The organism is Paenarthrobacter sp. TYUT067, from assembly GCF_023656375.1.
Lineage (GTDB): Bacteria > Actinomycetota > Actinomycetes > Actinomycetales > Micrococcaceae > Arthrobacter.
Window position 1 is genome coordinate 164,676 of record NZ_JAMOIT010000005.1, and the last position, 24,680, is coordinate 189,355.

General features: G+C 60.3%; 36 protein-coding genes. 31 read left to right on the top strand and 5 right to left on the bottom strand.

The window, feature by feature from the left end:
• Nucleotides 1-31: 31 nt before the first annotated feature.
• Entirely contained in the window at nt 32-1,465 is a 1,434-nt protein-coding gene (locus MOD31_RS06285; RefSeq protein WP_250820125.1) for a GH1 family beta-glucosidase, read from the bottom strand.
• 382 nt (nt 1,466-1,847) lie between these two features.
• Between MOD31_RS06285 and rpsJ the strand changes: the two genes are divergently transcribed.
• From rpsJ to map, 23 genes are all read left to right on the top strand, one after another.
• Complete coding sequence (gene rpsJ, locus MOD31_RS06290) at nt 1,848-2,156, top strand: 30S ribosomal protein S10 (protein WP_003803825.1); 309 nt, start codon at nt 1,848-1,850, stop codon at nt 2,154-2,156.
• A gap of 17 nt (nt 2,157-2,173) precedes the next feature.
• Nucleotides 2,174-2,824, top strand: coding sequence for a 50S ribosomal protein L3 (rplC, locus tag MOD31_RS06295; protein WP_011775595.1), 651 nt, complete (start codon nt 2,174-2,176; stop codon nt 2,822-2,824).
• Between the two features lie 4 nt (nt 2,825-2,828).
• On the top strand, nt 2,829-3,446 hold the full coding sequence (gene rplD, locus MOD31_RS06300) for a 50S ribosomal protein L4 (protein WP_142938370.1): 618 nt from the start codon (nt 2,829-2,831) through the stop codon (nt 3,444-3,446).
• A complete protein-coding gene (gene rplW / locus MOD31_RS06305) occupies nt 3,443-3,748 on the top strand; it encodes a 50S ribosomal protein L23 (protein ID WP_024817589.1) in 306 nt (101 codons plus the stop codon). The genes rplD and rplW overlap by 4 nt, the downstream gene beginning before the upstream one ends.
• A 29-nt stretch (nt 3,749-3,777) precedes the next feature.
• Nucleotides 3,778-4,617 (top strand): 50S ribosomal protein L2, encoded by an 840-nt coding sequence (gene rplB, locus MOD31_RS06310; RefSeq protein ID WP_011775592.1) that lies wholly within the window; start codon nt 3,778-3,780, stop codon nt 4,615-4,617.
• A gap of 12 nt (nt 4,618-4,629) precedes the next feature.
• Nucleotides 4,630-4,911 (top strand): 30S ribosomal protein S19, encoded by a 282-nt coding sequence (gene rpsS, locus MOD31_RS06315; RefSeq protein WP_011775591.1) that lies wholly within the window; start codon nt 4,630-4,632, stop codon nt 4,909-4,911.
• Between the two features lie 38 nt (nt 4,912-4,949).
• The gene (rplV, locus tag MOD31_RS06320) at nt 4,950-5,315 is read left to right on the top strand and encodes a 50S ribosomal protein L22 (protein ID WP_011775590.1); all 366 of its coding nucleotides are present in this window, start codon (nt 4,950-4,952) and stop codon (nt 5,313-5,315) included.
• Entirely contained in the window at nt 5,316-6,137 is an 822-nt protein-coding gene (rpsC, locus tag MOD31_RS06325) for a 30S ribosomal protein S3 (protein ID WP_011775589.1), read from the top strand.
• Complete coding sequence (gene rplP, locus MOD31_RS06330) at nt 6,138-6,554, top strand: 50S ribosomal protein L16 (protein WP_003803795.1); 417 nt, start codon at nt 6,138-6,140, stop codon at nt 6,552-6,554.
• 2 nt (nt 6,555-6,556) lie between these two features.
• On the top strand, nt 6,557-6,877 hold the full coding sequence (rpmC, locus tag MOD31_RS21910; RefSeq protein ID WP_014922387.1) for a 50S ribosomal protein L29: 321 nt from the start codon (nt 6,557-6,559) through the stop codon (nt 6,875-6,877).
• Complete coding sequence (gene rpsQ, locus MOD31_RS06340; RefSeq protein ID WP_142938371.1) at nt 6,874-7,170, top strand: 30S ribosomal protein S17; 297 nt, start codon at nt 6,874-6,876, stop codon at nt 7,168-7,170. Before rpmC ends, rpsQ begins: the two co-directional genes overlap by 4 nt.
• A gap of 352 nt (nt 7,171-7,522) precedes the next feature.
• The gene (gene rplN, locus MOD31_RS06345; protein WP_003803789.1) at nt 7,523-7,891 is read left to right on the top strand and encodes a 50S ribosomal protein L14; all 369 of its coding nucleotides are present in this window, start codon (nt 7,523-7,525) and stop codon (nt 7,889-7,891) included.
• Between the two features lie 3 nt (nt 7,892-7,894).
• The gene (gene rplX / locus MOD31_RS06350; protein ID WP_142938372.1) at nt 7,895-8,254 is read left to right on the top strand and encodes a 50S ribosomal protein L24; all 360 of its coding nucleotides are present in this window, start codon (nt 7,895-7,897) and stop codon (nt 8,252-8,254) included.
• Nucleotides 8,254-8,829, top strand: coding sequence for a 50S ribosomal protein L5 (gene rplE / locus MOD31_RS06355; RefSeq protein ID WP_142938373.1), 576 nt, complete (start codon nt 8,254-8,256; stop codon nt 8,827-8,829). Before rplX ends, rplE begins: the two co-directional genes overlap by 1 nt.
• Before the next feature lie 78 nt (nt 8,830-8,907).
• A complete protein-coding gene (rpsH, locus tag MOD31_RS06360; RefSeq protein ID WP_142938374.1) occupies nt 8,908-9,306 on the top strand; it encodes a 30S ribosomal protein S8 in 399 nt (132 codons plus the stop codon).
• Nucleotides 9,307-9,324: 18 nt separating this feature from the next.
• Nucleotides 9,325-9,861, top strand: coding sequence for a 50S ribosomal protein L6 (gene rplF / locus MOD31_RS06365; protein ID WP_062073167.1), 537 nt, complete (start codon nt 9,325-9,327; stop codon nt 9,859-9,861).
• 3 nt (nt 9,862-9,864) lie between these two features.
• The gene (rplR, locus tag MOD31_RS06370; protein WP_024817584.1) at nt 9,865-10,248 is read left to right on the top strand and encodes a 50S ribosomal protein L18; all 384 of its coding nucleotides are present in this window, start codon (nt 9,865-9,867) and stop codon (nt 10,246-10,248) included.
• Nucleotides 10,249-10,277: 29 nt separating this feature from the next.
• Nucleotides 10,278-10,949 (top strand): 30S ribosomal protein S5, encoded by a 672-nt coding sequence (gene rpsE, locus MOD31_RS06375; protein ID WP_011775581.1) that lies wholly within the window; start codon nt 10,278-10,280, stop codon nt 10,947-10,949.
• Between the two features lie 2 nt (nt 10,950-10,951).
• Nucleotides 10,952-11,158, top strand: coding sequence for a 50S ribosomal protein L30 (gene rpmD / locus MOD31_RS06380; protein ID WP_011775580.1), 207 nt, complete (start codon nt 10,952-10,954; stop codon nt 11,156-11,158).
• Complete coding sequence (rplO, locus tag MOD31_RS06385) at nt 11,158-11,640, top strand: 50S ribosomal protein L15 (protein ID WP_142938376.1); 483 nt, start codon at nt 11,158-11,160, stop codon at nt 11,638-11,640. The genes rpmD and rplO overlap by 1 nt, the downstream gene beginning before the upstream one ends.
• Before the next feature lie 185 nt (nt 11,641-11,825).
• Nucleotides 11,826-13,136 (top strand): preprotein translocase subunit SecY, encoded by a 1,311-nt coding sequence (gene secY, locus MOD31_RS06390; RefSeq protein ID WP_142938377.1) that lies wholly within the window; start codon nt 11,826-11,828, stop codon nt 13,134-13,136.
• 5 nt (nt 13,137-13,141) lie between these two features.
• On the top strand, nt 13,142-13,711 hold the full coding sequence (locus MOD31_RS06395; RefSeq protein ID WP_187697147.1) for an adenylate kinase: 570 nt from the start codon (nt 13,142-13,144) through the stop codon (nt 13,709-13,711).
• Nucleotides 13,712-13,894: 183 nt separating this feature from the next.
• Complete coding sequence (map, locus tag MOD31_RS06400; protein WP_250820126.1) at nt 13,895-14,722, top strand: type I methionyl aminopeptidase; 828 nt, start codon at nt 13,895-13,897, stop codon at nt 14,720-14,722.
• 62 nt (nt 14,723-14,784) lie between these two features.
• Here map and MOD31_RS06405 read toward each other — a convergent pair whose 3' ends face one another.
• The 3 genes from MOD31_RS06405 to MOD31_RS06415 are packed head-to-tail and all read right to left on the bottom strand — an operon-like array spanning nt 14,785 to nt 18,087.
• Nucleotides 14,785-16,131, bottom strand: a complete 1,347-nt coding sequence (locus MOD31_RS06405) for an ABC transporter substrate-binding protein (protein WP_250820127.1) — start codon at nt 16,129-16,131, stop codon at nt 14,785-14,787.
• Between the two features lie 52 nt (nt 16,132-16,183).
• The gene (locus MOD31_RS06410; RefSeq protein WP_250820128.1) at nt 16,184-17,104 is read right to left on the bottom strand and encodes a carbohydrate ABC transporter permease; all 921 of its coding nucleotides are present in this window, start codon (nt 17,102-17,104) and stop codon (nt 16,184-16,186) included.
• Nucleotides 17,101-18,087, bottom strand: a complete 987-nt coding sequence (locus MOD31_RS06415; RefSeq protein ID WP_250820129.1) for a carbohydrate ABC transporter permease — start codon at nt 18,085-18,087, stop codon at nt 17,101-17,103. The genes MOD31_RS06410 and MOD31_RS06415 overlap by 4 nt, the downstream gene beginning before the upstream one ends.
• A 242-nt stretch (nt 18,088-18,329) precedes the next feature.
• On the opposite strand from MOD31_RS06415, the gene MOD31_RS06420 reads away from it, so the two are divergent.
• The 8 genes from MOD31_RS06420 (at nt 18,330) to truA (ending at nt 23,650) form a co-directional block, all read left to right on the top strand.
• Complete coding sequence (locus MOD31_RS06420; protein ID WP_250820130.1) at nt 18,330-19,310, top strand: P1 family peptidase; 981 nt, start codon at nt 18,330-18,332, stop codon at nt 19,308-19,310.
• 195 nt (nt 19,311-19,505) lie between these two features.
• On the top strand, nt 19,506-19,727 hold the full coding sequence (gene infA, locus MOD31_RS06425; protein ID WP_011775571.1) for a translation initiation factor IF-1: 222 nt from the start codon (nt 19,506-19,508) through the stop codon (nt 19,725-19,727).
• 72 nt (nt 19,728-19,799) lie between these two features.
• Nucleotides 19,800-19,913 carry a 50S ribosomal protein L36 gene (gene rpmJ, locus MOD31_RS06430; protein WP_011775570.1) on the top strand — a complete coding sequence of 38 codons (114 nt, stop codon included), beginning with the start codon at nt 19,800-19,802 and terminating at the stop codon, nt 19,911-19,913.
• Between the two features lie 196 nt (nt 19,914-20,109).
• Nucleotides 20,110-20,487 carry a 30S ribosomal protein S13 gene (gene rpsM, locus MOD31_RS06435; protein ID WP_011775569.1) on the top strand — a complete coding sequence of 126 codons (378 nt, stop codon included), beginning with the start codon at nt 20,110-20,112 and terminating at the stop codon, nt 20,485-20,487.
• 51 nt (nt 20,488-20,538) lie between these two features.
• Complete coding sequence (gene rpsK, locus MOD31_RS06440) at nt 20,539-20,940, top strand: 30S ribosomal protein S11 (RefSeq protein ID WP_014922380.1); 402 nt, start codon at nt 20,539-20,541, stop codon at nt 20,938-20,940.
• A 149-nt stretch (nt 20,941-21,089) separates the two neighbouring features.
• Complete coding sequence (locus MOD31_RS06445; RefSeq protein WP_011775567.1) at nt 21,090-22,100, top strand: DNA-directed RNA polymerase subunit alpha; 1,011 nt, start codon at nt 21,090-21,092, stop codon at nt 22,098-22,100.
• 66 nt (nt 22,101-22,166) lie between these two features.
• On the top strand, nt 22,167-22,727 hold the full coding sequence (gene rplQ, locus MOD31_RS06450) for a 50S ribosomal protein L17 (RefSeq protein WP_142938383.1): 561 nt from the start codon (nt 22,167-22,169) through the stop codon (nt 22,725-22,727).
• A gap of 32 nt (nt 22,728-22,759) precedes the next feature.
• Nucleotides 22,760-23,650: a tRNA pseudouridine(38-40) synthase TruA gene (gene truA / locus MOD31_RS06455; RefSeq protein ID WP_238703383.1), complete on the top strand. Its 891-nt coding sequence runs from the start codon at nt 22,760-22,762 to the stop codon at nt 23,648-23,650.
• 139 nt (nt 23,651-23,789) lie between these two features.
• Here truA and MOD31_RS06460 read toward each other — a convergent pair whose 3' ends face one another.
• Nucleotides 23,790-24,680, bottom strand: coding sequence for a type II secretion system F family protein (locus tag MOD31_RS06460; RefSeq protein ID WP_250820131.1), 891 nt, complete (start codon nt 24,678-24,680; stop codon nt 23,790-23,792).

The window sequence follows — 24,680 nt, forward strand, 5'->3', positions numbered from 1 at the left end:
CTCCAAGCCTGATCGATTTAACTCACACATGCTACGAGTGATGGTGGCGTGCGCGGACCAGGGATCGATACCAGTAGAACGAGTCCTTGGGAGTCCGCTCCATGGTCTCGAAGTCCACGTGGGTCAGGCCGAACCGTTGTGAGTAGCCTGCTGCCCACTCGAAGTTATCCAGTAAGGTCCAGACGTAATATCCCCGCAGATCCACATCTGCGGCGAGGCCACCAGGCCCCGTTGCCGTCAAGGCATGGCCAAGATGCTCAGCCAGGTAGGTAATGCGGTTAGTGTCTTGGATGGGTCCGTCAACGTGGGCAGGCTCGGGGAAGCTTGCTCCACCTTCCGTGATGTAGACAGGGGGAAGCGCCGCTCCATACCGGTCCTTCATGGTGCGGAGCAGCAACGCCAGGTATTCCGGCGCAACAGGCCAGCCGAACCCTGTGGTCTCATACTCCTGGTAGGCGGCCAAATGGAAAGGAACGTTGGTCATCTCCGGAGAACTTCCGGTAGGGATCTCCGCCGGTCCGGGGCCTACGGCCACCTTCACGGGGTAGTAGTAGTTGAGCCCGTAAAAGTCCAGAGGTTGGCTGATCAGTTCAAGATCACCGTCGTGGACGGTACCCAGCGAGCGGAACCACGGTTTCATGGGCCACGGTGGCTTGGGGTATTGGCCAAGCAGGATCGCATCGGCGTAGATGCGGTTGAGGATCAGGTCCAGCGCCTGCGTCATCAGCCTGTCGCCAAGACTGTTGCTGGCCGGCTCCACGGGGCAATGCATGTTTGACACCCCGATCTGCCCCTTGACGCCAGCGTTCCGAAGAGCCCGCACGGCCATCCCATGACCCAGCAATTGATGATGCGCGGCAGGCAGTGAGTCGAACAGCAGTTGCCGGCCAGGGGCGTGCACGCCCAGTGCGTATCCCTGAACTGTGACGGACACCGGCTCGTTCATGGTGACCCAGTGCTCAACGCGGTCACCGAACCGTTTGGCGGCGGCTTCGCAGTACACTCCGAAGCGTTCAGCAGTGTCCCGGTTCATCCACCCCCCGGCATGCTCCAACTCCAGCGGGGTATCCCAGTGGTACAGCGTTGCCATGGGGGAAATGCCTGCGGCCAGGAGTTTGTCGATCAGGCGATCATAGAAGTCCAGGCCGCGCTGGTTGACTGCACCTTTGCCGCCAGGTTGGATACGCGGCCACGAGAGCGAAAAGCGGTAGGAATCGACACCAAGCTCCTGCATCAAGGCAATATCTTCGTCGGAGCGGTTGTAGTGATCGCAGGCCATGGCGGGGGAGCCGCCGTCGACTATTGCCCCGGGCTTTTCGGAGAAAGCATCCCATCCCGACGGCCCGCGGCCGTCAGCGGTCAGCGAGCCCTCAATCTGGAAAGCTGCAGCAGCCACGCCCAACGTGAACCCGGGAGGCAGGCGGGCGGCGAGATCTTCCACGGAGCCTGAATCCTGGGCGTTCATGCCCCTATCATCCTCACGGGACGAGTGGCGGGCAATGGCTCTTCAGGGCCGATTAGCCTTTACACCATATTTCCGCCATACTGGATGAGTTGTTCAAGCGCTTCTTCGTGTCCCGATCCGGATAATGCCGGGTGTCAGGGTCCAGGCTGAAGCCCAAACATAACCCTGAACCCCATGATTGCGGTCGAGTTTGCGTGGAAATCGCGACACGCCCGACCGCGGGGGTCGGTGCGCCGGCAAGGTGAGGAACCCGGATTTTTCCGGATTCAGCTTGTGCGGCGTGTGGTGGCACTGCCTCAAACGCTTCGGCGGCCACATCAACAGGTAAGTAAACAGAGCAGCCCTAACTAGAGCAGCACTAGCTGAAAGAGAGTCAGGCGACATGGCGGGACAAAAAATCCGCATCCGGCTGAAGTCATATGACCACGAGGTCATTGATGTTTCAGCGCGGAAGATCGTTGAGACGGTCACGCGCGCAGGCGCAACGGTAGTCGGCCCGGTGCCGCTGCCCACGGAGAAGAACGTTTACTGCGTTATTCGCTCTCCTCACAAGTACAAGGACAGCCGTGAGCACTTCGAAATGCGTACTCACAAGCGTCTGATCGACATCATCGACCCCACGCCGAAGGCTGTTGACTCGCTTATGCGTCTCGACCTGCCCGCAGACGTGAACATCGAAATCAAGCTCTAGGGAGGTGCTGAGAGACTATGACCGCAACCCGTAACGTAAAGGGCCTGCTGGGCACGAAGCTCGGCATGACCCAGGTCTGGGACGAGAACAACAAGCTCATCCCGGTAACTGTTGTCCAGGCTGACTCCAACGTCATCACCCAGCTGCGTAACGCAGAGGTAGATGGCTACGTCGCCGTACAGATCGGCTACGGCCAGATCGACCCCCGCAAGGTCACCAAGCCGCTGGCTGGTCACTTTGAAAAGGCTGGCGTAACTCCTCGCCGCCACGTCGTCGAACTGCGTACCGCAGACGCCGCATCCTACGAGCTGGGCCAGGAGCTCTCTGTTGAGATCTTCGAAGCCGGCCAGAAGATCGACGTCGTCGGCACCTCCAAAGGTAAGGGCTTCGCCGGTGTTATGAAGCGTCACGGCTTCCACGGCGTTGGCGCTTCCCACGGTGCCCACAAGAACCACCGTAAGCCTGGCTCCATCGGTGGCGCATCCACCCCGAGCCGCGTCTTCAAGGGCCTGAAAATGGCCGGCCGCATGGGCGCCGAGCGTCACACCACGCTGAACCTCACGGTTCACGCCATTGACGCTGAGAAGTCGCTGCTCCTTATCAAGGGTGCCGTCCCCGGTGCCCGCGGCCAGGTCGTACTCGTACGCACCGCCGTGAAGGGAGCTTAGTTAAATGACTAGCACTGTCAAGGTAGACCTGCCCGCAGAGATCTTCGACGTCCAGACCAACGTGCCGCTGCTGCACCAGGTCGTCGTCGCACAGCTCGCTGCTGCACGCCAGGGTACCCACAAGACGAAGACCCGCGCCGAGGTTTCCGGTGCAGGTCGCAAGCCGTTCAAGCAGAAGGGCACCGGCCGCGCCCGTCAGGGTTCAATCCGTGCTCCTCACATGACCGGCGGTGGCGTTGTCCACGGTCCGACCCCTCGTGACTACAGCCAGCGCACCCCCAAGAAGATGAAGGCCGCTGCACTCCGCGGTGCCCTGTCTGACCGCGCCCGTAACGGCCGTATCCACGTCATCGCTGAACTGGTAGCCGGCACCAAGCCGTCCGCCAAAGAAGCACTGGCGTCGCTGCGCGCAGTCTCCGAGCGCAAGAACCTGCTCGTCGTTATCGAGCGCGCCAATGATGTTGCAGCACTCTCCGTGCGCAACCTCGAAGGTATTCACGTTCTGTACGCAGATCAGCTGAACACCTACGACGTGCTCATCTCCGACGACGTGGTCTTCACCAAGGCTGCTTTCGAGGCGTTCGTCGCTGACAAGGCAAAGAACGAGGAGGCCTCCAAGTGAGCGTAACCACCATCAAGGACCCGCGCGACGTCGTGCTTGCACCCGTCGTGTCGGAAAAGAGCTACGGTCTGATCGACGAAGGCAAGTACACCTTCCTGGTGGACCCTCGTTCGAACAAGACCGAGATCAAATTGGCCGTTGAGAAGATCTTCTCGGTCAAGGTTGACTCGATCAACACCATCAACCGTGCCGGTAAGCGCAAGCGCACCAAATTCGGCTGGGGTACGCGCAAGAGCACCAAGCGTGCAATTGTCACCCTCAAAGAAGGCACAATCGACATCTTCGGCGGTCCGCTCGCGTAGCGGAGACCACTTTAACGAGGAAATAAATTATGGGAATCCGTAAATACAAGCCGACTACCCCGGGCCGTCGTGGCTCGAGCGTAGCCGACTTCGCTGAAATCACGCGATCGACTCCGGAAAAGTCGTTGCTGCGTCCGCTGCACAAAACTGGCGGCCGTAACAACTCCGGTAAGATCACCACCCGTCACAAGGGTGGTGGGCACAAGCGCCAGTACCGTCTGATCGACTTCCGTCGTCACGACAAAGACGGCATCAACGCCCGCGTTGCCGAAATTGAGTACGACCCGAACCGTACGGCTCGCATCGCACTCCTGCACTACGTTGATGGCACCAAGCGTTACATCATCGCTCCTAACAAGCTGTCCCAGGGTGACTTCGTCGAGGCTGGTCCTGACGCTGACATCAAGCCGGGCAACAACCTGCCGCTGCGCAACATCCCGGTTGGTACCGTAATCCACGCAGTTGAACTGCGTCCGGGTGGCGGCGCCAAGATGGCACGTTCCGCAGGTGCTTCGGTACAGCTCGTTGCCAAGGAAGGCCGCTTCGCTCAGTTGCGTCTGCCCTCCGGCGAAATCCGCAACGTTGACGTGCGCTGCCGCGCAACCGTCGGCGAGGTTGGCAACGCCGAGCAGTCGAACATCAACTGGGGCAAGGCCGGCCGTATGCGCTGGAAGGGCGTTCGCCCGACCGTCCGTGGTGTAGCCATGAACCCGGTTGACCACCCGCACGGTGGTGGTGAAGGTAAGACTTCCGGTGGACGTCACCCGGTTAACCCGAACGGCAAGCCCGAGGGCCGTACCCGCCGTCCGAACAAAGAGAGCGACAAGCTTATTGTTCGTCGCCGCCGTACTGGCAAGAACAAGCGATAGGAGCCTGGACACATGCCACGCAGCCTGAAAAAAGGTCCTTTCGTTGACCAGCACCTCTTTGTGAAGGTCGCACGGGAAAACGATAAGGGCACCAAGAACGTCATCAAGACCTGGTCCCGCCGTTCGATGATCATCCCCGACATGCTCGGGCACACGATCGCCGTACACGACGGACGCAAGCACATTCCGGTGTTTGTCACAGAGTCGATGGTCGGGCACAAGCTCGGCGAATTCGCTCCCACGCGGACATTCCGCGGCCATGTTAAGGACGACCGTAAGGGCAAGCGCCGCTAGGCGCCTGACTTTACGTCTTAGACGAGAGAAGGAAAGCAATGGAAGCCAAGGCTATTGCGCGTCACATCCGCGTAACGCCTATGAAGGCCCGGCGCGTCGTCAACCTTGTTCGTGGTAAGCAAGCGAATGAGGCTCTGGCAATTCTGAAGTTTGCCCCCCAGGCAGCTTCGGAGCCGGTATTCAAGGTACTTCAGTCGGCAATGGCCAACGCACGTGTCCTCGCGGACCGTGACGGCGTTGCATTCGACGACAGCGACCTCTTCATCACCGAAGCATTTGTTGATGAAGGCCCGACCATGAAGCGGTTCCAGCCGCGTGCCCAGGGCCGCGCCTACCGCATTAGGAAGCGGACCAGCCACATCACGCTGGTTGTCGCAACCCCGGAGAAAGAGGAGGCTCGCTAAGTGGGACAGAAAGTTAACCCGCACGGGTTCCGACTCGGCATCACCACCGACCACGTTTCGCACTGGTTCGCTGACAGCACCAAGCCCGGACAGCGCTACAAGGATTTCGTCCGCGAGGACATCAAGATCCGTCAGCTCATGTCCACGGGCATGGAGCGCGCCGGCATCGCCAAGGTCGAGATCGAGCGCACCCGTGACCGTGTCCGCGTGGATATCCACACGGCACGCCCGGGTATCGTTATCGGCCGCCGCGGCGCTGAAGCAGACCGCATTCGCGGCGAGCTCGAAAAGCTCACCGGCAAGCAGGTTCAGCTGAACATCCTCGAGGTCAAGAACCCCGAGATGGAAGCACAGCTTGTTGCCCAGGGCATCGCTGAGCAGCTGACTTCCCGCGTGGCTTTCCGCCGTGCGATGAAGAAGGCCATGCAGTCCGCACAGCGTGCGGGCGCCAAGGGTATCCGTGTTGCTTGCTCGGGTCGTCTGGGCGGCGCAGAAATGTCCCGCTCGGAGTTCTACCGCGAAGGCCGTGTGCCCCTGCACACCCTCCGTGCGAACATCGACTACGGCTTCTACGAAGCCAAGACCACCTTCGGCCGCATCGGCGTGAAGGTCTGGATCTACAAGGGCGACGTCACTGCCAAGGAACTGGCTCAGCAGGCAGCTGCTGCTCCTTCCCGTGGCCGTGCAGGAGACCGTCCGGGCCGCCCGGGTGGGGACCGCCGTCGTCGTAACGACCGTCCGGCAGCTGAGGCAGCACCTGCTGCCGTTGAAGCACCGGCCGCTGAAGCTGCTGCACCTGCAGCAGAAGGAGGACAGGCTTAAATGCTTATCCCACGTCGAGTCAAGCACCGTAAGCAGCACCACCCGGGTCGTTCCGGCGCTGCAACGGGCGGCACCAAGGTCAGCTTCGGTGAGTACGGTATCCAGGCTCTCAGCCCGGCATACGTAACCAACCGTCAGATCGAGTCCGCTCGTATCGCGATGACCCGCCACATCAAGCGTGGCGGTAAGGTCTGGATCAACATCTACCCGGACCGTCCGCTGACGAAGAAGCCTGCTGAAACCCGCATGGGTTCCGGTAAGGGTTCTCCTGAGTGGTGGGTCGCAAACGTCAAGCCGGGCCGGGTTCTCTTCGAACTCTCCGGTGTCAATGAAGAGGTAGCTCGCGAGGCACTGCGCCTGGCAATCCACAAGCTGCCGTTGAAGGCACGCATTGTGCGTCGCGAAGGTGGTGAATAGAAATGGCAGTAGGGTCGAAGGATCTCGCACCCGCACAGCTGGACGGTTTCGACAACGAGCGTCTCGTTGAAGAACTCCGCAAGTCCAAGGAAGAGCTGTTCAACCTGCGTTTCCAGTCCGCCACCGGACAGCTGGAGAACCACGGTCGCCTGCGCGCGGTAAAGAAGGACATCGCACGCATCTACACCGTTCTCCGTGAGCGCGAGCTGGGCATTCGTGCCGAGGTTGCCGCACCGGTTGTGGAAGCCAAGGAAGAAAAGAAGTCCAAGAAGGCTGCCAAGGCTGAAAAGGCCGAGGTTGAAGCTGGAGAGGACGCCAAGTGAGCGAGAAGGAAACTGTGACGGAAGCAGCAGCCAGCGCTGAACAGCGCGGTTACCGTAAGACGCGTCGCGGCTACGTTGTCTCTGACAAGATGGAAAAGACCATCGTTGTTCAGGTTGAAGACCGCGTAAAGCACGCTCTGTACGGCAAGGTTATTCGCCGCACCTCGAAGGTCAAGGCTCATGACGAAGAGAACACCGCCGGCATCGGCGACCTCGTTCTCATCTCTGAGACCCGCCCGCTGTCCGCTACCAAGCGGTGGCGTCTGGTGGAGATCCTCGAAAAGGCCAAGTAAATCCAACGCCGGGCTTACCCGGCAGGGTTGACTGGAAGGACCCGTATTCCCTGGGGAATGCGGGTCTTTCCGCGTTTCAGGCCCGTTGGTTTCGAGTGCATAAACGTGCTAGGATATTGAGTTTGTATGGCGCCATTAGTGGGCCGTCAACTACCTCGTAAACAATCGTGCTGCTGCATACTGCCCCGCGCAGAGTTTTCTGCAAGGGAAGCTGATGCTTGTGGCACGGGCGTTTAGGCCCGTCCTGGCAAAATCCAGACGGGTCAAGAGACACCCCGATCAACCGTTCCGCAAGGCTCATTCCGTATGCATGATTTCGGTCTGAGAACCGGCGCGACGCAAGGAGTAAAAATTGATTCAGCAGGAGTCGCGACTGAAGGTCGCCGACAACACGGGTGCTAAGGAAATCCTTACCATTCGCGTTCTCGGTGGATCTGGCCGTCGCTACGCAGGCATTGGCGACGTCATCGTCGCAACCGTCAAGGACGCTATCCCTGGCGGCAACGTAAAGAAGGGTGACGTCGTCAAGGCTGTCATCGTTCGTACCAAGAAGGAACGCCGCCGTGCGGATGGTTCCTACATCAAGTTTGACGAAAACGCAGCTGTGATCCTGAAGAACGACGGTGACCCCCGCGGTACCCGTATCTTCGGCCCGGTTGGTCGTGAACTTCGCGACAAGAAGTTCATGAAGATCGTTTCGCTGGCCCCGGAGGTGCTTTAGTCCATGGCTAAAATCAAGAAGGGTGACCTCGTTCAGGTCATCACCGGCGCCAAGCAGGAACGTGGCGGAGACCGCGGCAAGCAGGGCAAAGTCCTGCGCGTATTCCCGGACACCAACCGCGTGTTGGTAGAGGGCATCAACCGCGTCACCAAGCACACCAAGGTCGGTCAGTCGCAGCGCGGCACCAAGACCGGTGGCATCGAGGTCGTTGAGGCCCCGATCCACGTTTCCAACGTTGCTTTGGTTGACCCGTCGACCAAGAAGCCGACCCGTGTTGGTTTCCGTCTCGACACCGTTGAGAAGGATGGTCGTTCAAAGACTGTCCGTATCCGCGTGTCCAAGGCCTCCGGGAAGGACATCTAATGAGCGAGACACTGTCTGCAAACAAGATCGTTCCGCGTCTGAAGACCAAGTATGCAGAGGACATCAAGAAGTCCCTGCAGGACGAATTCAACTACGCGAACGTGAACCAGGTTCCCCGTCTGGTGAAGGTTGTTGTGAACATGGGTGTTGGAGATGCCGCCAAGGACTCCAAGCTGATCGACGGCGCTGTCCGCGACCTCACCCTGATCACCGGCCAGAAGCCGCAGGTAACCAAGGCCCGTAAGTCGATCGCACAGTTCAAGCTGCGCGAAGGCATGCCCATTGGTGCACACGCTACCCTGCGTGGCGACCGCATGTGGGAATTCGTGGACCGTCTGGTTTCGCTGGCCCTGCCGCGTATCCGTGACTTCCGCGGCCTCAACGGCAAGCAGTTTGATGGCAACGGCAACTACACCTTCGGTCTGACCGAGCAGGTTATGTTCCACGAAATCGACCAGGATTCCATTGACCGCGTTCGCGGCATGGACATCACGGTTGTGACCACTGCCAAGACCGACGACGAAGGCCGCGCGCTGCTCAAGGCGCTTGGTTTCCCGTTCAAAACCGAAAACTAACTACGTGACAGGTCCGTCCGCGTTTGCTCATGAGGGCAAGCGCAGCGGAAACCGGTACGAGGAAGGGCTATAGCCCAAATGACTATGACAGATCCTGTCGCAGACATGCTTACGCGTCTGCGCAATGCAAACTCGGCATACCACGACACCGTGTCCATGCCGTACAGCAAACTGAAGGCACGCGTTGCCGACATCCTTAAGGCCGAGGGCTACATTGCCGGCTGGAAGGAAGAGGAAGCAGAGGTTGGCAAGAAGCTGACCATCGACCTCAAGTTCGGTCCCAACCGCGAGCGTTCAATCGCTGGTGTCCGCCGCATCTCCAAGCCGGGTCTCCGCGTTTACGCGAAGTCCACCAACCTGCCGCACGTGCTGGGTGGCCTGGGTATCGCTATCCTGTCCACCTCTTCCGGCCTCCTGACTGACAAGCAGGCCGGCAAGAAGGGCGTGGGCGGCGAAGTCCTCGCGTACGTCTGGTAACGGGAAAGGAAGAGAATAATGTCACGTATTGGACGTCTCCCCATCACCGTTCCTGCCGGAGTTGAGGTCAAGCTCGATGGCTCCGTCATCAGCGTCAAAGGTGCCAAAGGCGAGCTGAGCCACACTGTGGCCAGCCCGATCGAGGTTACCCAGGAAGAAAACACTCTCACGGTCACCCGCCCGAACGACGAGCGCAACTCGCGTTCGCTGCACGGCTTGACCCGCACCCTGATCGCAAACATGATCCAGGGCGTTACCGAGGGCTACGAGAAGAAGCTTGAAATCGTTGGTACTGGTTACCGCGTTCAGGCCAAGGGTTCTGACCTGGAGTTCGCTCTGGGCTACAGCCACCCGGTTAGCGTCTCTGCACCCGAAGGCATCACCTTCGTAGTAGAGGGTCCGACCAAGCTCTCTGTTGCGGGTATCAACAAGCAGCAGGTCGGCGAGGTTGCTGCCAACATTCGCAAGCTGCGCAAGCCTGACCCCTACAAGGGCAAGGGTGTCCGTTACGCCGGCGAAGTCATCCGCCGCAAGGTCGGAAAGGCTGGTAAGTAAACCATGGCCATCGCAATTAACAAGAAGCGTACGAACAAGAGCAAGTCGGCTGCACGCAGCCGTCGCCAGCTTCGTATCCGCAAGCGCATCACAGGTACGGCCGTACGTCCTCGTATGGTTGTTAACCGCTCTGCACGTCACATGTTCGTCCAGGTTGTCGATGACAGCAAGGGTGTAACCGTGGCTTTCGCTTCCACTTTGGAGGCGGACCTCCGTGCATTCGACGGTGACAAGACTGCCAAGGCCAAGCGCGTTGGCGAGCTCGTTGCCGAGCGTGCCAAGGCTGCAGGCGTCGAAGCTGTTGTCTTCGACCGTGGCGGTAACAAGTACCACGGCCGTATCGCCGCCGTCGCTGACGGTGCTCGCGAAGGTGGGCTGGCACTGTGACCGTTGAAAATAACGAAAAGGACGTTCAGGTGACTGAAGCTGTAGCTGCTGAAGCAACTGAGACCGCACCCGCTACCGACGACCGCCGCGGCGGACGTCGTGGCGAGCGCGGCGACCGTGGCCAAGGCCGCGGCGACCGTGGTGGCCGTGGTGGCCGCGACGGCGGTCGTGAGGCTGAGAAGAGCCAGTTCGTAGAGCGCGTTGTCACCATCAACCGCGTTGCCAAGGTCGTCAAGGGTGGTCGTCGCTTCAGCTTCACCGCGCTCGTCGTCGTCGGTGACGGCAACGGTATGGTCGGCGTCGGCTACGGCAAGGCCAAGGAAGTTCCCGCGGCTATCGCAAAGGGCGTTGAAGAGGCTAAGAAGTCCTTCTTCCGCGTTCCCCGCGTTGGCAGCACCATCCCGCACCGTGTGCAGGGTGAGGCCGCTGCAGGTGTAGTCCTGCTGCGTCCGGCTTCCGCCGGTACCGGTGTTATCGCCGGTGGTCCGGTCCGCGCGGTACTGGAGTGCGTGGGTATCCACGACATCCTCTCCAAGTCGCTCGGTTCCTCAAACGCGATCAACATCGTTCACGCGACTGTTGCCGCTCTGAAGCAGCTCGAAGAGCCCGCTTCCGTGGCTGCCCGCCGTGGCCTGCCGCTGGACGAGGTTGCTCCTGCTGCTCTGGTGCGCGCGCTCCAGAACCAGAAGGCAGGTGTTTAGTCATGGCTAAGAACCTGACTCCCTCCGACGCCAAGTTGGAGATCACCCAGATCAAGGGCGTCATTGGCGCCAAGCAGAACCAGAAGGCTACCCTTCGGTCCCTCGGCCTGAAGCGCATCGGACACACCGTTGTCCGCAACGCTGACGCCGTGACCGTGGGCATGCTGAACACGGTTCCGCACCTCGTGAATGTAGAGGAGGCGAAGTAATGGCAGAGAACAAGACCGCCGAAGAGACTGCTGAGAAGCAGCACGCTCTGAAGGTCCACCACCTGCGCCCCGCCCCGGGTGCCAAGACCGCCAAGACCCGTGTTGGTCGTGGTGAAGGCTCCAAGGGTAAGACCGCTGGTCGCGGAACCAAGGGTACGAAGGCCCGCTACCAGGTGAAGGCTGGCTTTGCCGGCGGCCAGTTGCCGCTGCACATGCGCCTGCCGAAGCTGCGCGGCTTCAAGAACCCGTTCCGGGTTGAGTTCCAGGTTGTGAACCTGGAGAAGCTCAACGAGCTGTTCCCGGAAGGTGGCACTGTCACCGTAGAGTCCCTGGTTGAGAAGGGTGCCGTTCGCAAGAACCAGCCCGTCAAGGTGCTGGGCACCGGCGACATCACCGTCAAGGTTGACGTCACCGCCCACGCATTCTCTTCCAGCGCTGCGGAAAAGATTGCTGCAGCAGGCGGAAGCACCACTGCTCTCTAAGAGCCAGTTGGGCAAATGCCCGTTGTAAAAGGATCCCGGTATGCGGGGCTTCGGCCCTGTATACCGGGATTTTTTGCGTGGTTGTGGACTCTCGATTATTCCGACGGCGTCCCAAGCGGTTAGACTCGGTTGTTGGGTTTCATTGATCCCATCCACATCCTTGTACTTTCTACTCAGGAGGACGCTTGCTAAGCGCATTCGGCCGGGCGTTTCGGACGCCTGATTTGCGACGCAAGTTGTTGTTCACGCTGGGAATCATCACAATCTTCCGCTTGGGAGCTTTCATCCCCTCGCCTGGTGTGAACTACCAGAATGTCCAGCAATGCTTGAACACCGGTGACACCTCGCAGGGCATCTACCAGCTGGTGAACTTGTTCAGCGGCGGCGCGTTGCTGCAGGTTTCAGTGTTTGCCTTGGGCATCATGCCCTACATCACGGCGAGCATCATCGTGCAGTTGCTCCGGGTGGTCATTCCCCGGTTCCAGCAGCTTTACGAAGAGGGCGCCTCCGGTCAGTCAAAGTTGACGCAGTACACCCGGTACCTCACCATCGCATTGGGCCTGCTGAACGCCACTACGTTGGTTTCGCTGGCTCGATCCGGCCAGTTGCTCCCAGGGTGTAACCTGCCCATCATTCCTGATGAGAGCATCATGACCACCATCCTGATCATCATCACGTTGACGGCCGGCACCGGCCTCATCATGTGGATGGGCGAGTTGGTCACGGAAAAGGGTGTGGGTAACGGTATGTCGTTGCTGATCTTCACCTCTATCGCTGCAAGCTTCCCCGGCTCGCTGGGCTCCATCTGGGAATCCAAGGGCCCGGGAACGTTCTTCACCGTGCTGGCTGTAGGCCTGCTCACGGTGGCCTTGGTGGTCTTCGTGGAGCAGTCCCAGCGCCGCGTTCCCGTTCAATATGCCAAGCGCATGATCGGACGCCGCACCGTGGGCGGCACCAGCACCTACATTCCCATCAAAGTGAACATGGCCGGCGTCGTGCCTGTCATCTTCGCTTCCTCCATGCTGTACCTGCCCGGGCTGATTTCACAGTTCAACCAGCCCGCGCCGGGGGAGCAGATGGCCCCGTGGGTTGAGTGGATCAATAACAACCTCACCCGTGGCGACCACCCCATCTACATGGCACTGTATTTCGCCATGATTGTGTTCTTCACCTACTTCTACGTTGCCATCACCTTCAACCCTGAAGAAGTGTCGGACAACATGAAGAAGTACGGCGGGTTTATTCCGGGCATCCGGGCGGGTAAACCGACCGCGGACTACCTGCAGTACGTGCTTTCCAGGATCACCTTGCCTGGAGCCCTTTACCTGGGCTTCGTGGCGTTGATTCCGCTGGTTGCGCTCGTCCTGATCAACGCCAACCAGAACTTCCCGTTCGGTGGCACGTCAATTCTGATCATGGTGGGTGTTGGCCTGGAGACCGTCAAGCAGATTGATGCGCAGCTACAACAACGTCACTACGAAGGGCTTTTGCGATGACGAGAATGCTGATCATTGGACCTCCCGGTTCGGGTAAGGGTACGCAGGCTGAGCGAATTTCGGAGCGCCTCGGCGTAGTCGCCATCTCCACCGGCGACATCTTCCGTGCCAACGTCAAGGGTGAGACCCCTTTGGGCATCGAAGCCAAGAAGTACATGGACGCCGGCGACTTTGTTCCGGACAGCGTCACGAACGACATGGTTCGCGATCGCCTGAGCCAAAGCGATGTGGAGAACGGGTTCCTCTTGGACGGATACCCGCGCACCACAGCGCAGGTGGACTACCTAGACCAGATCCTCGCTGAGGGTGAGCAGGAGCTCGACGTCGTGCTCCAGCTGACCGCTGACGACGAAGAACTGGTGACCCGTCTTCTTGGCCGTGCCAAGGAAACGGGCCGCTCGGACGACAACGAAGCCGTAATCCGTCACCGCCTGGATCTCTACCATGAGCAGACCGAGGCAGTTGTGGCTAAGTACGCCGAACGTGGCATCCTCACGCAGGTAGATGGCATCGGTGGTATCGATGAAGTTACCGACCGCGTGCTGACAGCGATCGAGGCGGCCAAGACCGTTTAGTGTGTTCTCCACGAAGCCGGTAAAACGGTGGTGGAGTGAGGGTGTGTCCCGTACAGTGCGTGCGGGACACACCCTCCTTTCTTTTCACCCTGCATTCCAATTTCGGCCACGAACCCCGGTACGGGAAAATGGTTGAAGCATGGGGCCTGATCGGCCTCTACAGCAAACCTTCCAGAGGAGATCATGGCGTTCGGTCAGCCCCGCATTGAATACAAAACCAACGAGCAGATGCGCACCATGCACCAGGCCGGTCTCGTCCTGAGCCGGGCACTGGATGCTGCCGTTGCGGCGGCCAAGCCGGGGGTCATCACCAAGGACCTGGACGACGTCTTCGCCGCGGTCCTCAACGATGCCGGCGCAAAGTCGAACTTCCTCGGGTATCACGGCTTTCCGGCCACCATTTGCACCTCTGTCAATGAAGAAGTGGTCCATGGAATCCCTGGCGGCAAGGTGCTCAACGACGGCGACATCATCTCCATTGACGGCGGATGCATAGTTGACGGTTGGCATTCCGACTCCGCCAGGACGGTGATCGTCGGTAGCGCAGATCCTGAAGACCAGAGACTCTCTGATGTCACCGAGGCAGCTATGTGGCGCGGTATCGCAGCCTTGGCCACAGGCAAGTTTGTCGGGGACATCGGAAACGCAATTGATGATTACGTATCGTCCGTCCCGGGCAAGCCCTTGGGCATCCTGGAGGACTATGTGGGCCACGGCATCGGCTCGGAAATGCACATGGCCCCGGACGTTTTGAATTATCGGACCGGCCACCGCGGCCCCAAGATCCGGCCCGGCCTGTGCCTGGCCATCGAACCCATGCTGGTTCGTGGTGACATCGAGACCGCGACCCTCGACGACGACTGGACCGTGGTCACCACGGACGGCAAGCGTTCCTGCCAGTGGGAGCATTCCGTGGCTGTGCATGAAAAAGGCATCTGGGTTCTTTCGGCCCCGGATGGGGGAGCCGAGCAGTTGGCGCCACTCGGCGTGGTGCCCGTCCCCATCCCGTAACACCGCAAAAAAGAGCTGGGCTACGTCAGTAGCCCAGCTCTTTTCGCAGTGATGAAAAGCAGTTACGCCTTCAGCTTGGGCTTCACGTCCTTAGTGTAGATACCCTCGAGTGTCTTCTTCAGCTCGGTCATGGTTGCCTGGACATCGCCCTGCTGCGTCAGGATCTTGGCCGCAGCCTTGGCCATCTCCTGGTCCGCTCCCGGCAGGAACACGCGGGCATTGTCCTGGACCTTGGTGGCTGCAAGCTGGTCCATGGCGGTCTTGATTTGCGGTGTTGCTGCCAGGACCGCGGACATGTCAGCTGAGAGCCTGGTAGGCATGTAACCGGTGGCGGCCGAGAACGCCGCAGTGTTCTCCGGCTCGGTCATGAACTTCAGGAACGTCGCGGCGGCAAGCTGCTCTTCCTTGCTGATGCCGCTCGGGATGCCCAGCCCAGCGCCGCCGGTGGGGCATACGCCGCTGGGTGCCTCCGGGCCGCCGGGAAGGAATCCGACGCCCACGTTGAACTTGGCTGCTTTCAGGACGCCGAGCAGTGAGCCGGTAGAGGAAATGGTGGACGAGGTGATACCTGCGGCGAAGTCATCGGCTGCTTCCTTGGACGAGACCCCGGCCCAACCGTCCTTGTAGATGGTGTCCTGCGCCCACTGCAGTGCAGCCACGGACTGGGGAGAATCGCAGGTGATGTCCCAGTCCTTTGACCAGCTTCCGCCCCAGCCCCACAGGTTGTTCTGCAACGTCCAGCCCGCGTAGCCAGCCAGGGCCGGGTAGATGTAGGCGTACTGCGCACCTGATGTGGCCTTGAGCTTGGGCGCCCACTCGGCAAACTCCTGCCACGTGGCCGGGGCCCGATCCGGAAGCCCCGCTGCCTTGAAGTGGTCCTTGTTGTAGTAGAACAAGGGCGTGGAGCGGCCGTAGGGGAGCGCCCACTGCTTGTCGTCGTATTTGTAGTCGTCCACCAGCGACTTTTGGAAGTCGTCCATCTTGATGTCCAGCTGCTTCACCAAGCCATCGATGGGAATGATGCTGCCGTTGGAGAAGTAGCGGAACCACCACACATCCGAGAGGACCACCAACCCGGGAAGGCCCGTCTTAGCTGCCTGGGACGTCTGGAACTTCTGGGCTATTTCTTCGTAGTTGGCGCCCGCTGTCACCAGGTTCACCCTGATGTCCGGGTATTTGGAGTGGAACTTTTCAATGATCGCCTTTTCCACGTCCTGCGACTTGCCGGGGTGGTTGGTCCAGAAATCGATGGAGGCGGCGGGCTTTATGCCACTGAAATCGATCGTTGCGGTGTCGACGGCGTCTGCCGTGCCCGCCGTCGACGGTCCGCCGCATGCGGCAAGGGCCGCAGCTCCGGCGCCGAGGCCTGCTAGGCCCAGGAAATGTCGGCGGTCAAGGTTGGTGCGCATGGTGCTTCCTCTCAATAATTTACTTCGATGCGAATGGTGCGGTTGGAGAAAATCAGCCGGTGACACTGCCTTGGGTCAGCCCGGCAACGATGTATCGCTGGAGCGCTGCGAATACCAGCAAGATGGGAACGATCACCAAAACGGCTCCCGCCATGAGAATTCCCCATCCGGCGCCGTTGCCCTCCGAGTTCTGCAGCAACGTCAGCCCCACTGGCAATGTCATGGTTTCGGGACGGTCCGTGATGATGAGGGGCCAGATGTAGTCGTTCCATTCACTGACCACGGTCACCAAAGCCACCGTCGCAATAGATGGAACCGACACCGGGACGATGATCTGCCACAACCGCCGCCAATGGCCCGCACCGTCGATTTCAGCTGCTTCGAGAATCGACGGCGGTAACGTCAGGAAGTGTTGGCGCAGCAGGAACGTGCCAAACGCCGTCCCCAGGCCCGGAAGGATGATGCCCCACAGGGTGTTCTTGCCGCCCATGCCCGCTATGAGGATGTAATTGGGCAGGATGGACACCTGCGCGGGCACCATGAGTGCCACCAGAATCAGCACGAAGATTACGTTCTTGAACGGGAAACGAACGAACACCAGCGCGTAAGCCGTCAGAATGGCCAGGATGACCTTGACGGACGCGCCAACCACGGTGACGATGAGGCTGTTGGCGAAGAACTGCGCGAACGGAACCGTAGTCATCGCCGCGGCGTAGTTCTCCAGGTTCACAGACTCCGGAAGGATTCTGAGGTCCGTGGTAACGATCTCGCCCGGTTGCTTGAACGAGCTCAGCAACATCCACATCAGCGGCAGGAACACCACCAGCGTGGCGATGATCAGGGGCACGTATCCGGTTGCCATGGTCCGGATGAGGTTGGCTTTGGAGAATGGTCGCGGCGGCTCATGCGGCGCCTTCTCCTGCATGGTCTCCTGTGGAGAATCAACGACGACGGCGGGTGAAGGCGCGCTCATGAATAGTGGACCTTTCGCTCAACGAACCGCAGTTGAAGAACAGTAATGATCAGCAGGATGGCGAAAAGAATCACCGATATCGCGGCCGAATAGCCTGCCCTGTTGTAGGCCCCGAACGCCTGCAGGTATGCCTCGTAGATCAGTGTGCTGGTGCCATTGCCCAGCGGCGTCATGATGCGGATGAGGTCGAACGCCTGCAACGAGCTGAGCATGGTGGTAATCAACAGGAAGAACGTGGTGGGGGACAGCAGCGGCAAGGAAATATTGAGGAACCGGCGTGCGCCATTGGCTCCATCCAGTGCCGCAGCTTCCATGACGTCGCGTGGAAGGGACTGCAGGCCGGCCAAGTAGACCACGGCGCAGTAGCCCAGGTTCTTCCAGACGTACACCATGATCACCATCACCAAGGACAGCTGGGGATCGTTGATCCACTGTGGGCTCTGCTGTCCCAGGCCCCGGAGGAGCCAAGCAAGTACGCCGTAGCCGGGATCGAAAATGAACAGCCACACCAGGCCAACACCCACACCAGACAGCACATAAGGCGCGAACACGGCAGAACGGGCGAACGTGGTGCCGCGGACCTTGGAGTTCAAAGCAAGGGCAACCAACAAGCCCAGGATCATGGAACCGCCAACCGTCACCAGCGTGAAAATCGCTGTAGTCCCAAGGACCTTTGACGCGTCCTCACCGGTGAAGAACGTGACGTAGTTCTGTAAGCCCACCACCGTGGCCGAGGCCGAGCCGAGGGTCCAATCCAACGTGGAGTAGTAGATGTTGTTGATCAGCGGCCAATAAGTGAACGTGCCGATCAACACCAAGTTCGGCAAGGCCATGGCCAGGAACACCAGGAAATCCCGGCGGTCTCGGCCGGACCAGCGCTTCCTAACCTGTCTGGGCTTGGCTGCTGTGGCGGGCGGAACCGGAGGCTCGGCCGGCTTGTCTGCAGGCGCAGCACTGCTGCTGTGAATCTGTCGGGTAGTCATGAGTCACTAACGGTTTCTGGCTAATGTGGGGCGCCAGCTCCCGGACCGGGGCGGCGAAGACAGGCCTAGCTCACCACACCGAAAGCCTGCGTTTGGGCCAAAATGGGGAGCCGCAGCGATAGTTGGCTTACACTTCCTAACCCGTTTACTCAGCGTTACTCGCCTGTTCGTATTTGAGGCCCGGCTCCCACTTGTTGCCGCGTCTTGGGCCGCCAGTTGGCTCACCAGTGGAGAATGGAGCCATGAATTCGATCACCGATGTTGCCGGCATACGGGTTGGGCATGTGCAGAGGGTGGGGGAGGGGTGGTTGTCCGGGGTTACTGTGGTGCTTCCTCCGCCGGGGACCGTGGGGTCTGTGGACGTGCGCGGTGGTGGGCCCGGGACGCATGAGACCGATGCGCTGGATCCCACCACGTTGGTTTCCACTGTGGACGCTGTGGTGTTGACCGGGGGCAGTGCGTTCGGGTTGGTCTCGGCCACGGGCGCTCAGTTGTGGTGTGAAGAACAGGAGCGGGGCTTTGCTGTTCCCGGGACCGTGGTGCCGATTGTGCCGGCGGCCGCCATCTTCGACCTTGGGAGAGGCGGCGACGTGAAGGCACGACCTGATGCCGACATGGGTTACCAAGCTGCTGCAGCAGCCTTCGCCTCAGGCGACCATGCCGCCGTCGAGCGCGGAAACGTTGGTGCCGGGACTGGCGCCGTTATTGCCCGCGGCCAGTACAAAGGCGGCGTGGGGACGTCCTCGATCGAACTCGACGACGGCGTGGTAGTGGGGGCCATCGCAATAGTCAACGCCCTGGGATCGCCGGTGGGGCTGGGACCCGGCAGCGCGCGTCTAAGGGAGGAGCGACCGAGCGCGCAGAGGGTCGCAGGCCCACCGGCTCCACCGCAGGGACTCAACACCACGCTCGTGGTGATCGCCACAAATGCTGTCTTGGATGTTGCCGAGTGCAAGCGGACTGCTTCTTCCGGGCATGCCGGGCTTGCGCGTGCTTTGGATCCGTCCCATACCCTCGCGGACGGCGATACCGTGTTCGCTGTGGCGACCGGCGCCGTCGTGCTTGACCGCAGTACTGAACAGGCGCGGCAGGCGTCCTTGATAACACTCCAAAGTGCGGCGGCGGAAGCCGTTCGACTAGCCATTCTGGATGGTGTCCTTGCAGCGCAAGCCGTCTCGACGGCGGCGGGCGACTTCCCGGCCTATCGGCCAGCGGGGGAGTGACGACTGGAGACAGGTGCGCTACCATTGACGGATTTAACTTTCCGGCTTCATTGGCGTAGAGTTATTTGTTGGTTGTCTGTGCAGCCACGCCCTTTTTAGTGTCGTGGTTCCAAGAGAGCCAAGCAAACAAAAAACGTCCGCTGGATCTTCGGTGCCTAACTGAAGGACGGCGGCAAACAACAGTTAGCGGAGGATATGGCCAAGAAGGACGGGGTCATTGAGATCGAGGGCGTTGTGACTGAGGCGCTGCCCAATGCGATGTTTCGTGTTGAGCTCACCAATAAGCACGTCGTTCTCGCACACATCTCTGGGAAGATGCGACAGCACTACATTCGAATCCTCCCCGAGGACCGGGTAGTGGTTGAGCTGAGCCCATACGACCTCACACGTGGTCGTATCGTCTACCGCTACAAGTAAATTGCTGGGCGGCAAGGCAATAGTGCCTAAGCCGCTCCAGCAGATCAACTGCAAAACACGCAAAGGAACGCCATGAAGGTCAAGCCGAGCGTCAAGCAGATCTGCGACAAGTGCAAAGTGATCCGCCGTAACGGCCGGGTCATGGTGATCTGCGAGAACCCGCGCCACAAGCAGCGCCAGGGCTAATTCCCCTCACGGGAATCTGCGTCCGCAAGGACAAACCTGGGCTGCTAGCCCACGCAAGTAAATAAAGGCAGCACAAGCTGTGCCAGGACTGCATTACAGAGCCTGGTCAGCGAACCCCCGGTCGGAGGCTGGGGCCACACTGAACGTGTGGGTGTACTGCCTACGACCTCCGGTTTATTCAAGGAGTACTGCCACTATGGCTCGTCTCGCTGGCGTAGACATTCCCCGCGAAAAGCGGTTGGAAATTGCGCTTACTTACATCTACGGCGTGGGCAAGACCCGTGCACACGAAACCCTGGCTGCCACCGGCATCAGCGCTGACGTTCGCGTCAAGGACCTGACTGACGCCGAGCTGGTTCAGCTGCGTGACTACATTGAAGGCAACTACAAGGTTGAGGGTGACCTTCGCCGCGAGGTAGCCGCTGACATCCGCCGCAAGGTAGAGATCGGCAGCTACGAAGGCCTGCGCCACCGCAAGGGCCTGCCCGTACGCGGACAGCGTACGAAGACCAACGCTCGTACCCGCAAGGGCCCCAAGCGCACCGTCGCCGGCAAGAAGAAGGCCGGACGTTAATCCCTCGGGATTGATCCGGTTTTCCCCCGATAACTTTCTGTAGGAGAAACAATGCCCCCGAAGACTCGTGGAGCGGTTCGTAAGCCGCGTCGCAAGGATAAGAAGAATATTGCGCTTGGCCAGGCGCACATCAAGAGCACCTTTAACAACACCATCGTGTCCATCACGGACCCGAACGGTGCTGTAATCTCATGGGCTTCCGCCGGTGAGGTTGGCTTCAAGGGCTCCCGTAAGTCCACCCCGTTCGCTGCCCAGATGGCTGCTGAAGCTGCTGCAAAGCGCGCTCAGGAGCACGGTCTGCGCAAGGTTGACGTATTCGTCAAGGGCCCGGGATCCGGACGCGAAACCGCAATCCGTTCGCTTCAGGCCGCTGGCCTCGAGGTTGGCTCCATCCAGGACGTCACCCCCAGCGCCCACAACGGTTGCCGCCCGCCGAAGCGCCGCCGCGTCTAATTAGGTCTTCCCCGCCTGACCGGCCGGGCCTGCTATGGATGGTTTCGATCATCCATCAGCATGGCCCGGCTGGTCAGGCTGGAAACCGAAGCCGATTTCCACCACCTGTGTTGCGTCATATAGCGGATGCTCGCCGAAAGGAAACCTAAGTGCTCATTGCACAGCGCCCCACCCTGTCTGAAGAAGTTGTATCCGAGAACCGCTCCCGTTTCATCATTGAACCGCTGGAGCCGGGCTTCGGCTACACCCTCGGAAACTCCCTACGCCGTACCCTGCTCTCCTCCATCCCCGGTGCCGCTGTAACCAGCATCCGGATCGATGGCGTGCTGCACGAGTTCACCACGGTTCCGGGTGTCAAGGAAGATGTCACCGAGATCATCCTGAACATCAAGAACCTTTCGGTTTCCTCCGAGCACGATGAGCCGGTTGTTGCTTACCTGCGCAAGCAGGGCCCCGGAGTCGTCACCGCCGCGGACATCGCTCCGCCGGCCGGCGTCGAATTCCACAACCCGGATCTGCACATTGCCACTCTGAACTCGAAGGGCAAGTTCGAACTCGAACTGACCATCGAGCGCGGCCGTGGCTACGTTTCGGCAGCTCAGAACAAGTCCGGCGACTCCGAGATCGGCCGTATTCCGGTTGACTCGATCTACTCGCCGGTCATGAAGGTAACTTTCCGCGTGGAAGCTACCCGTGTTGAGCAGCGCACCGACTTCGACAAGCTCATTGTCGACGTCGAGACCAAGCAGGCTATCGCCCCTCGCGATGCTGTTGCTTCCGCAGGCACCACCTTGGTGGAACTGTTCGGTCTGGCTCGTGAGCTGAACACCGCAGCTGAAGGTATCGAGATTGGCCCGTCGCCGACGGACGCTGCCCTGGCAGCGGACATGGCTCTGCCGATCGAGGATCTGGACCTCACCGTCCGTTCCTACAACTGCCTCAAGCGTGAGGGCATCCACACCGTGGGTGAACTCGTTGCCCGCTCCGAGGCTGACCTGATGGACATTCGTAACTTCGGTGCGAAGTCCATTGACGAGGTCAAGGCAAAGCTCGTGGAACTGGGTCTGTCCCTCAAGGACTCCCCTCCCGGTTTCGATCTCGCAGCCCGCGCCGCAGCCATCGAAGAGGACGACGCCGCGTTCAGCGACGACGAGCTCTAAACAGCAGATCTTGGCCGCCGGGTCCAGCGATGGACCTGAACGGCTTACATAACAGGAGAAATAACTATGCCTACCCCCACTAAGGGTCCGCGCCTCGGAGGCGGCCCGGCTCACGAGCGCCTGATGCTCGCGAACCTGGCAGCTGCTCTCTTTGAGCACAAGCGCATCACCACCACGGTCACCAAGGCCAAGCGCCTTAAGCCGTACGCAGAGCGTTTGGTCACCTTCGCCAAGCGTGGCGACCTCGCTTCCCGCCGCCGCGTTCTCGGCCTGATCAGCGACAAGGGCGTTGTCCACGAGCTGTTCACCGACATCGCCGGTGCCGTTGCTAACCGCGATGGTGGCTACACCCGCATCACCAAGATCGGCAACCGCAAGGGCGACAACGCTCCCATGGCTGTCATCGAGCTCGTTCTCGAGCCGGTTTCCCCCAAGCAGGCTGTAGTTGCTGAAGCAACCAACGCTGCTGCCAAGGCTGCTCCGGCCGCCGAAGCTCCGGCTGCTGAAGAAGAGGTTGTAGAGACCGAAGCTGCTGAAACCGAAGAGGCTCCGGCCGCTGAGGCAGAAGCTGCTGAGACCGAAGCTGCTGAAACCGAAGAGGCTCCGGCCGCTGAGGACAAGAAGTAATTCACTGAATTCTTCACAGTAGACTTAAGTCTATGAACGAACGAAAACCCGCTGCCCCCGTTATGGGGGGCGGCGGGTTTTTGCGTGTCCGGCTTGATCTTTCCTACGACGGCGGCCCTTTCAACGGGTGGGCCGTGCAGCCCGGTCTTCGCACCGTTCAAGGATCCCTTGAAGAAGCTTTGGCGCTCATCCTGCAACGCCCGATTCGCGTGACGGTTGCTGGCAGGACCGACGCCGGCGTTCATGCCCGGGGTCAAGTTGTTCACCTGGACCTGACGGAAGCCGAGTGGCTGTCACTGCCGCGTGGACACGAACTCGATCCCGCCGTCGCGCTTTTGCGCCGACTCCGCGGCGCTTTGAGCCGCATTCTCGGCGATCTGACGGGGTCCATTGAAGTGCACGACGCCGGTCTGGCGCCGGAAGGTTTCGACGCCCGCTTCTCAGCGTTGTGGCGCAGGTACAGCTACCGGATTGCCGATGGTCCGGGTCGCTGGGACCCTGTGCTGCGGGGAATCACTTTGTGGCATAAAACGCCTTTGGATGTTGAGCTCATGAATCACGGTGCGCATTCTCTGCTGGGCCTTCAGGACTTCCGCTCTTACTGCAAACCCCGCGAGGGAGCCACCACCATTCGTGAGCTGCAGCAATTCTCGTTCGACCGTGGAAGCGACGGTGTCATAGTTGCCACCGTCCAGGCCGACGCGTTCTGTCACAACATGGTGCGGTCCTTGGTAGGTTCTGCGCTCCGCGTGGGGGAGGGCTTGGAAACTCCGGGTTGGCTGCACTCGCGTCTTCTGGAACGTCAACGCGACGCCAAATCTGTGCTCGCTGCTCCACATCCCCTGGTGCTGGAGGAAGTCGCCTACCCGTCCGATAGTGAGTTGCTGGCGCGGGCCGAGCTGACGCGGGCACGGCGCGAGTAGCTCTTCTGTCCGTGACCAAGGACCTATCCGGGCGTTGGGGGACCCCCTCCCGGCTCTGGGTACCGGAAGGGGGCCGTTGTGGCACTCCGTGGTCTGGGATCCGCGAAGTGCCGGTCTTTAGGGCAAGAACACCAGAGCCCTAGAACGTTCCGGCAAGGTTAGTCATTACGTTGATGACGGCCGGACCCATGATGACGATGAAGAGCACCGGGAGGATGCAAAACATCAGGGGGAAGAGAACCTTTACCGGCAGCTTCATGGCCTGCTCTTCTGCCCTCTGCCGACGCTTGATACGCATTTGCTTGGCTTGTGTACGAAGGACGTTGGCGATCGCGATCCCGTAGGTGTCTGCCTGGACTATGGCCCCAACGAATGCCCGCAGGTCGTGAACGTCAACACGTTCGGCCAGGGCAATGTAGGCCTCCTTGCGGCTTCTACCTGCCTGCATGTCCTGCAGCGTACGGAGCATTTCCATAGCGAGCGGTCCCGAACCGTTTTGTCCGGCCCTTGCCATGGCACCTTCAAAACCAAGGCCGGCTTCCACGGAGATCAGCATCTGGTCCAGGGTGTTGGGAAGCTCCATCTGGATGGCCTTCTGCCGCTCGGCTGCCCGGCCGTGGATGAGCAGGTCCGGAATGAAATACACCAACGAGACCGCAGCCAGATAGAGCACGAAGCCCGGGCCGGATGGTGCCCGCAGAAAGAACAGCAGGCCCACGAGCCCTGCTGCCAGGGCCAACGCCGGCTTGAGGATGAGAAGGCGCCCAAGGGGCATTCCCGCTGGTCGGCCCAATTTGGCCAGCAGCTTGTCCAACCAGATTGTGTAGCCCTTGGGGGTGAGCCTTGCTCCGAGGCGTTGGAGGTTGAATGATGATGACTGTGCTCCCAGCTCCGTTGCCATCCCGGCGCTTCGGCTCAAGTTGGCTCGAACAGTCGCCAGGCCGGCACGATCAACTGAAATGAAGGCCCACGCCATGAAAGCGATGGGGATGACGATCAGGGCGACGGACGCCCATGCAATAACGTTCAT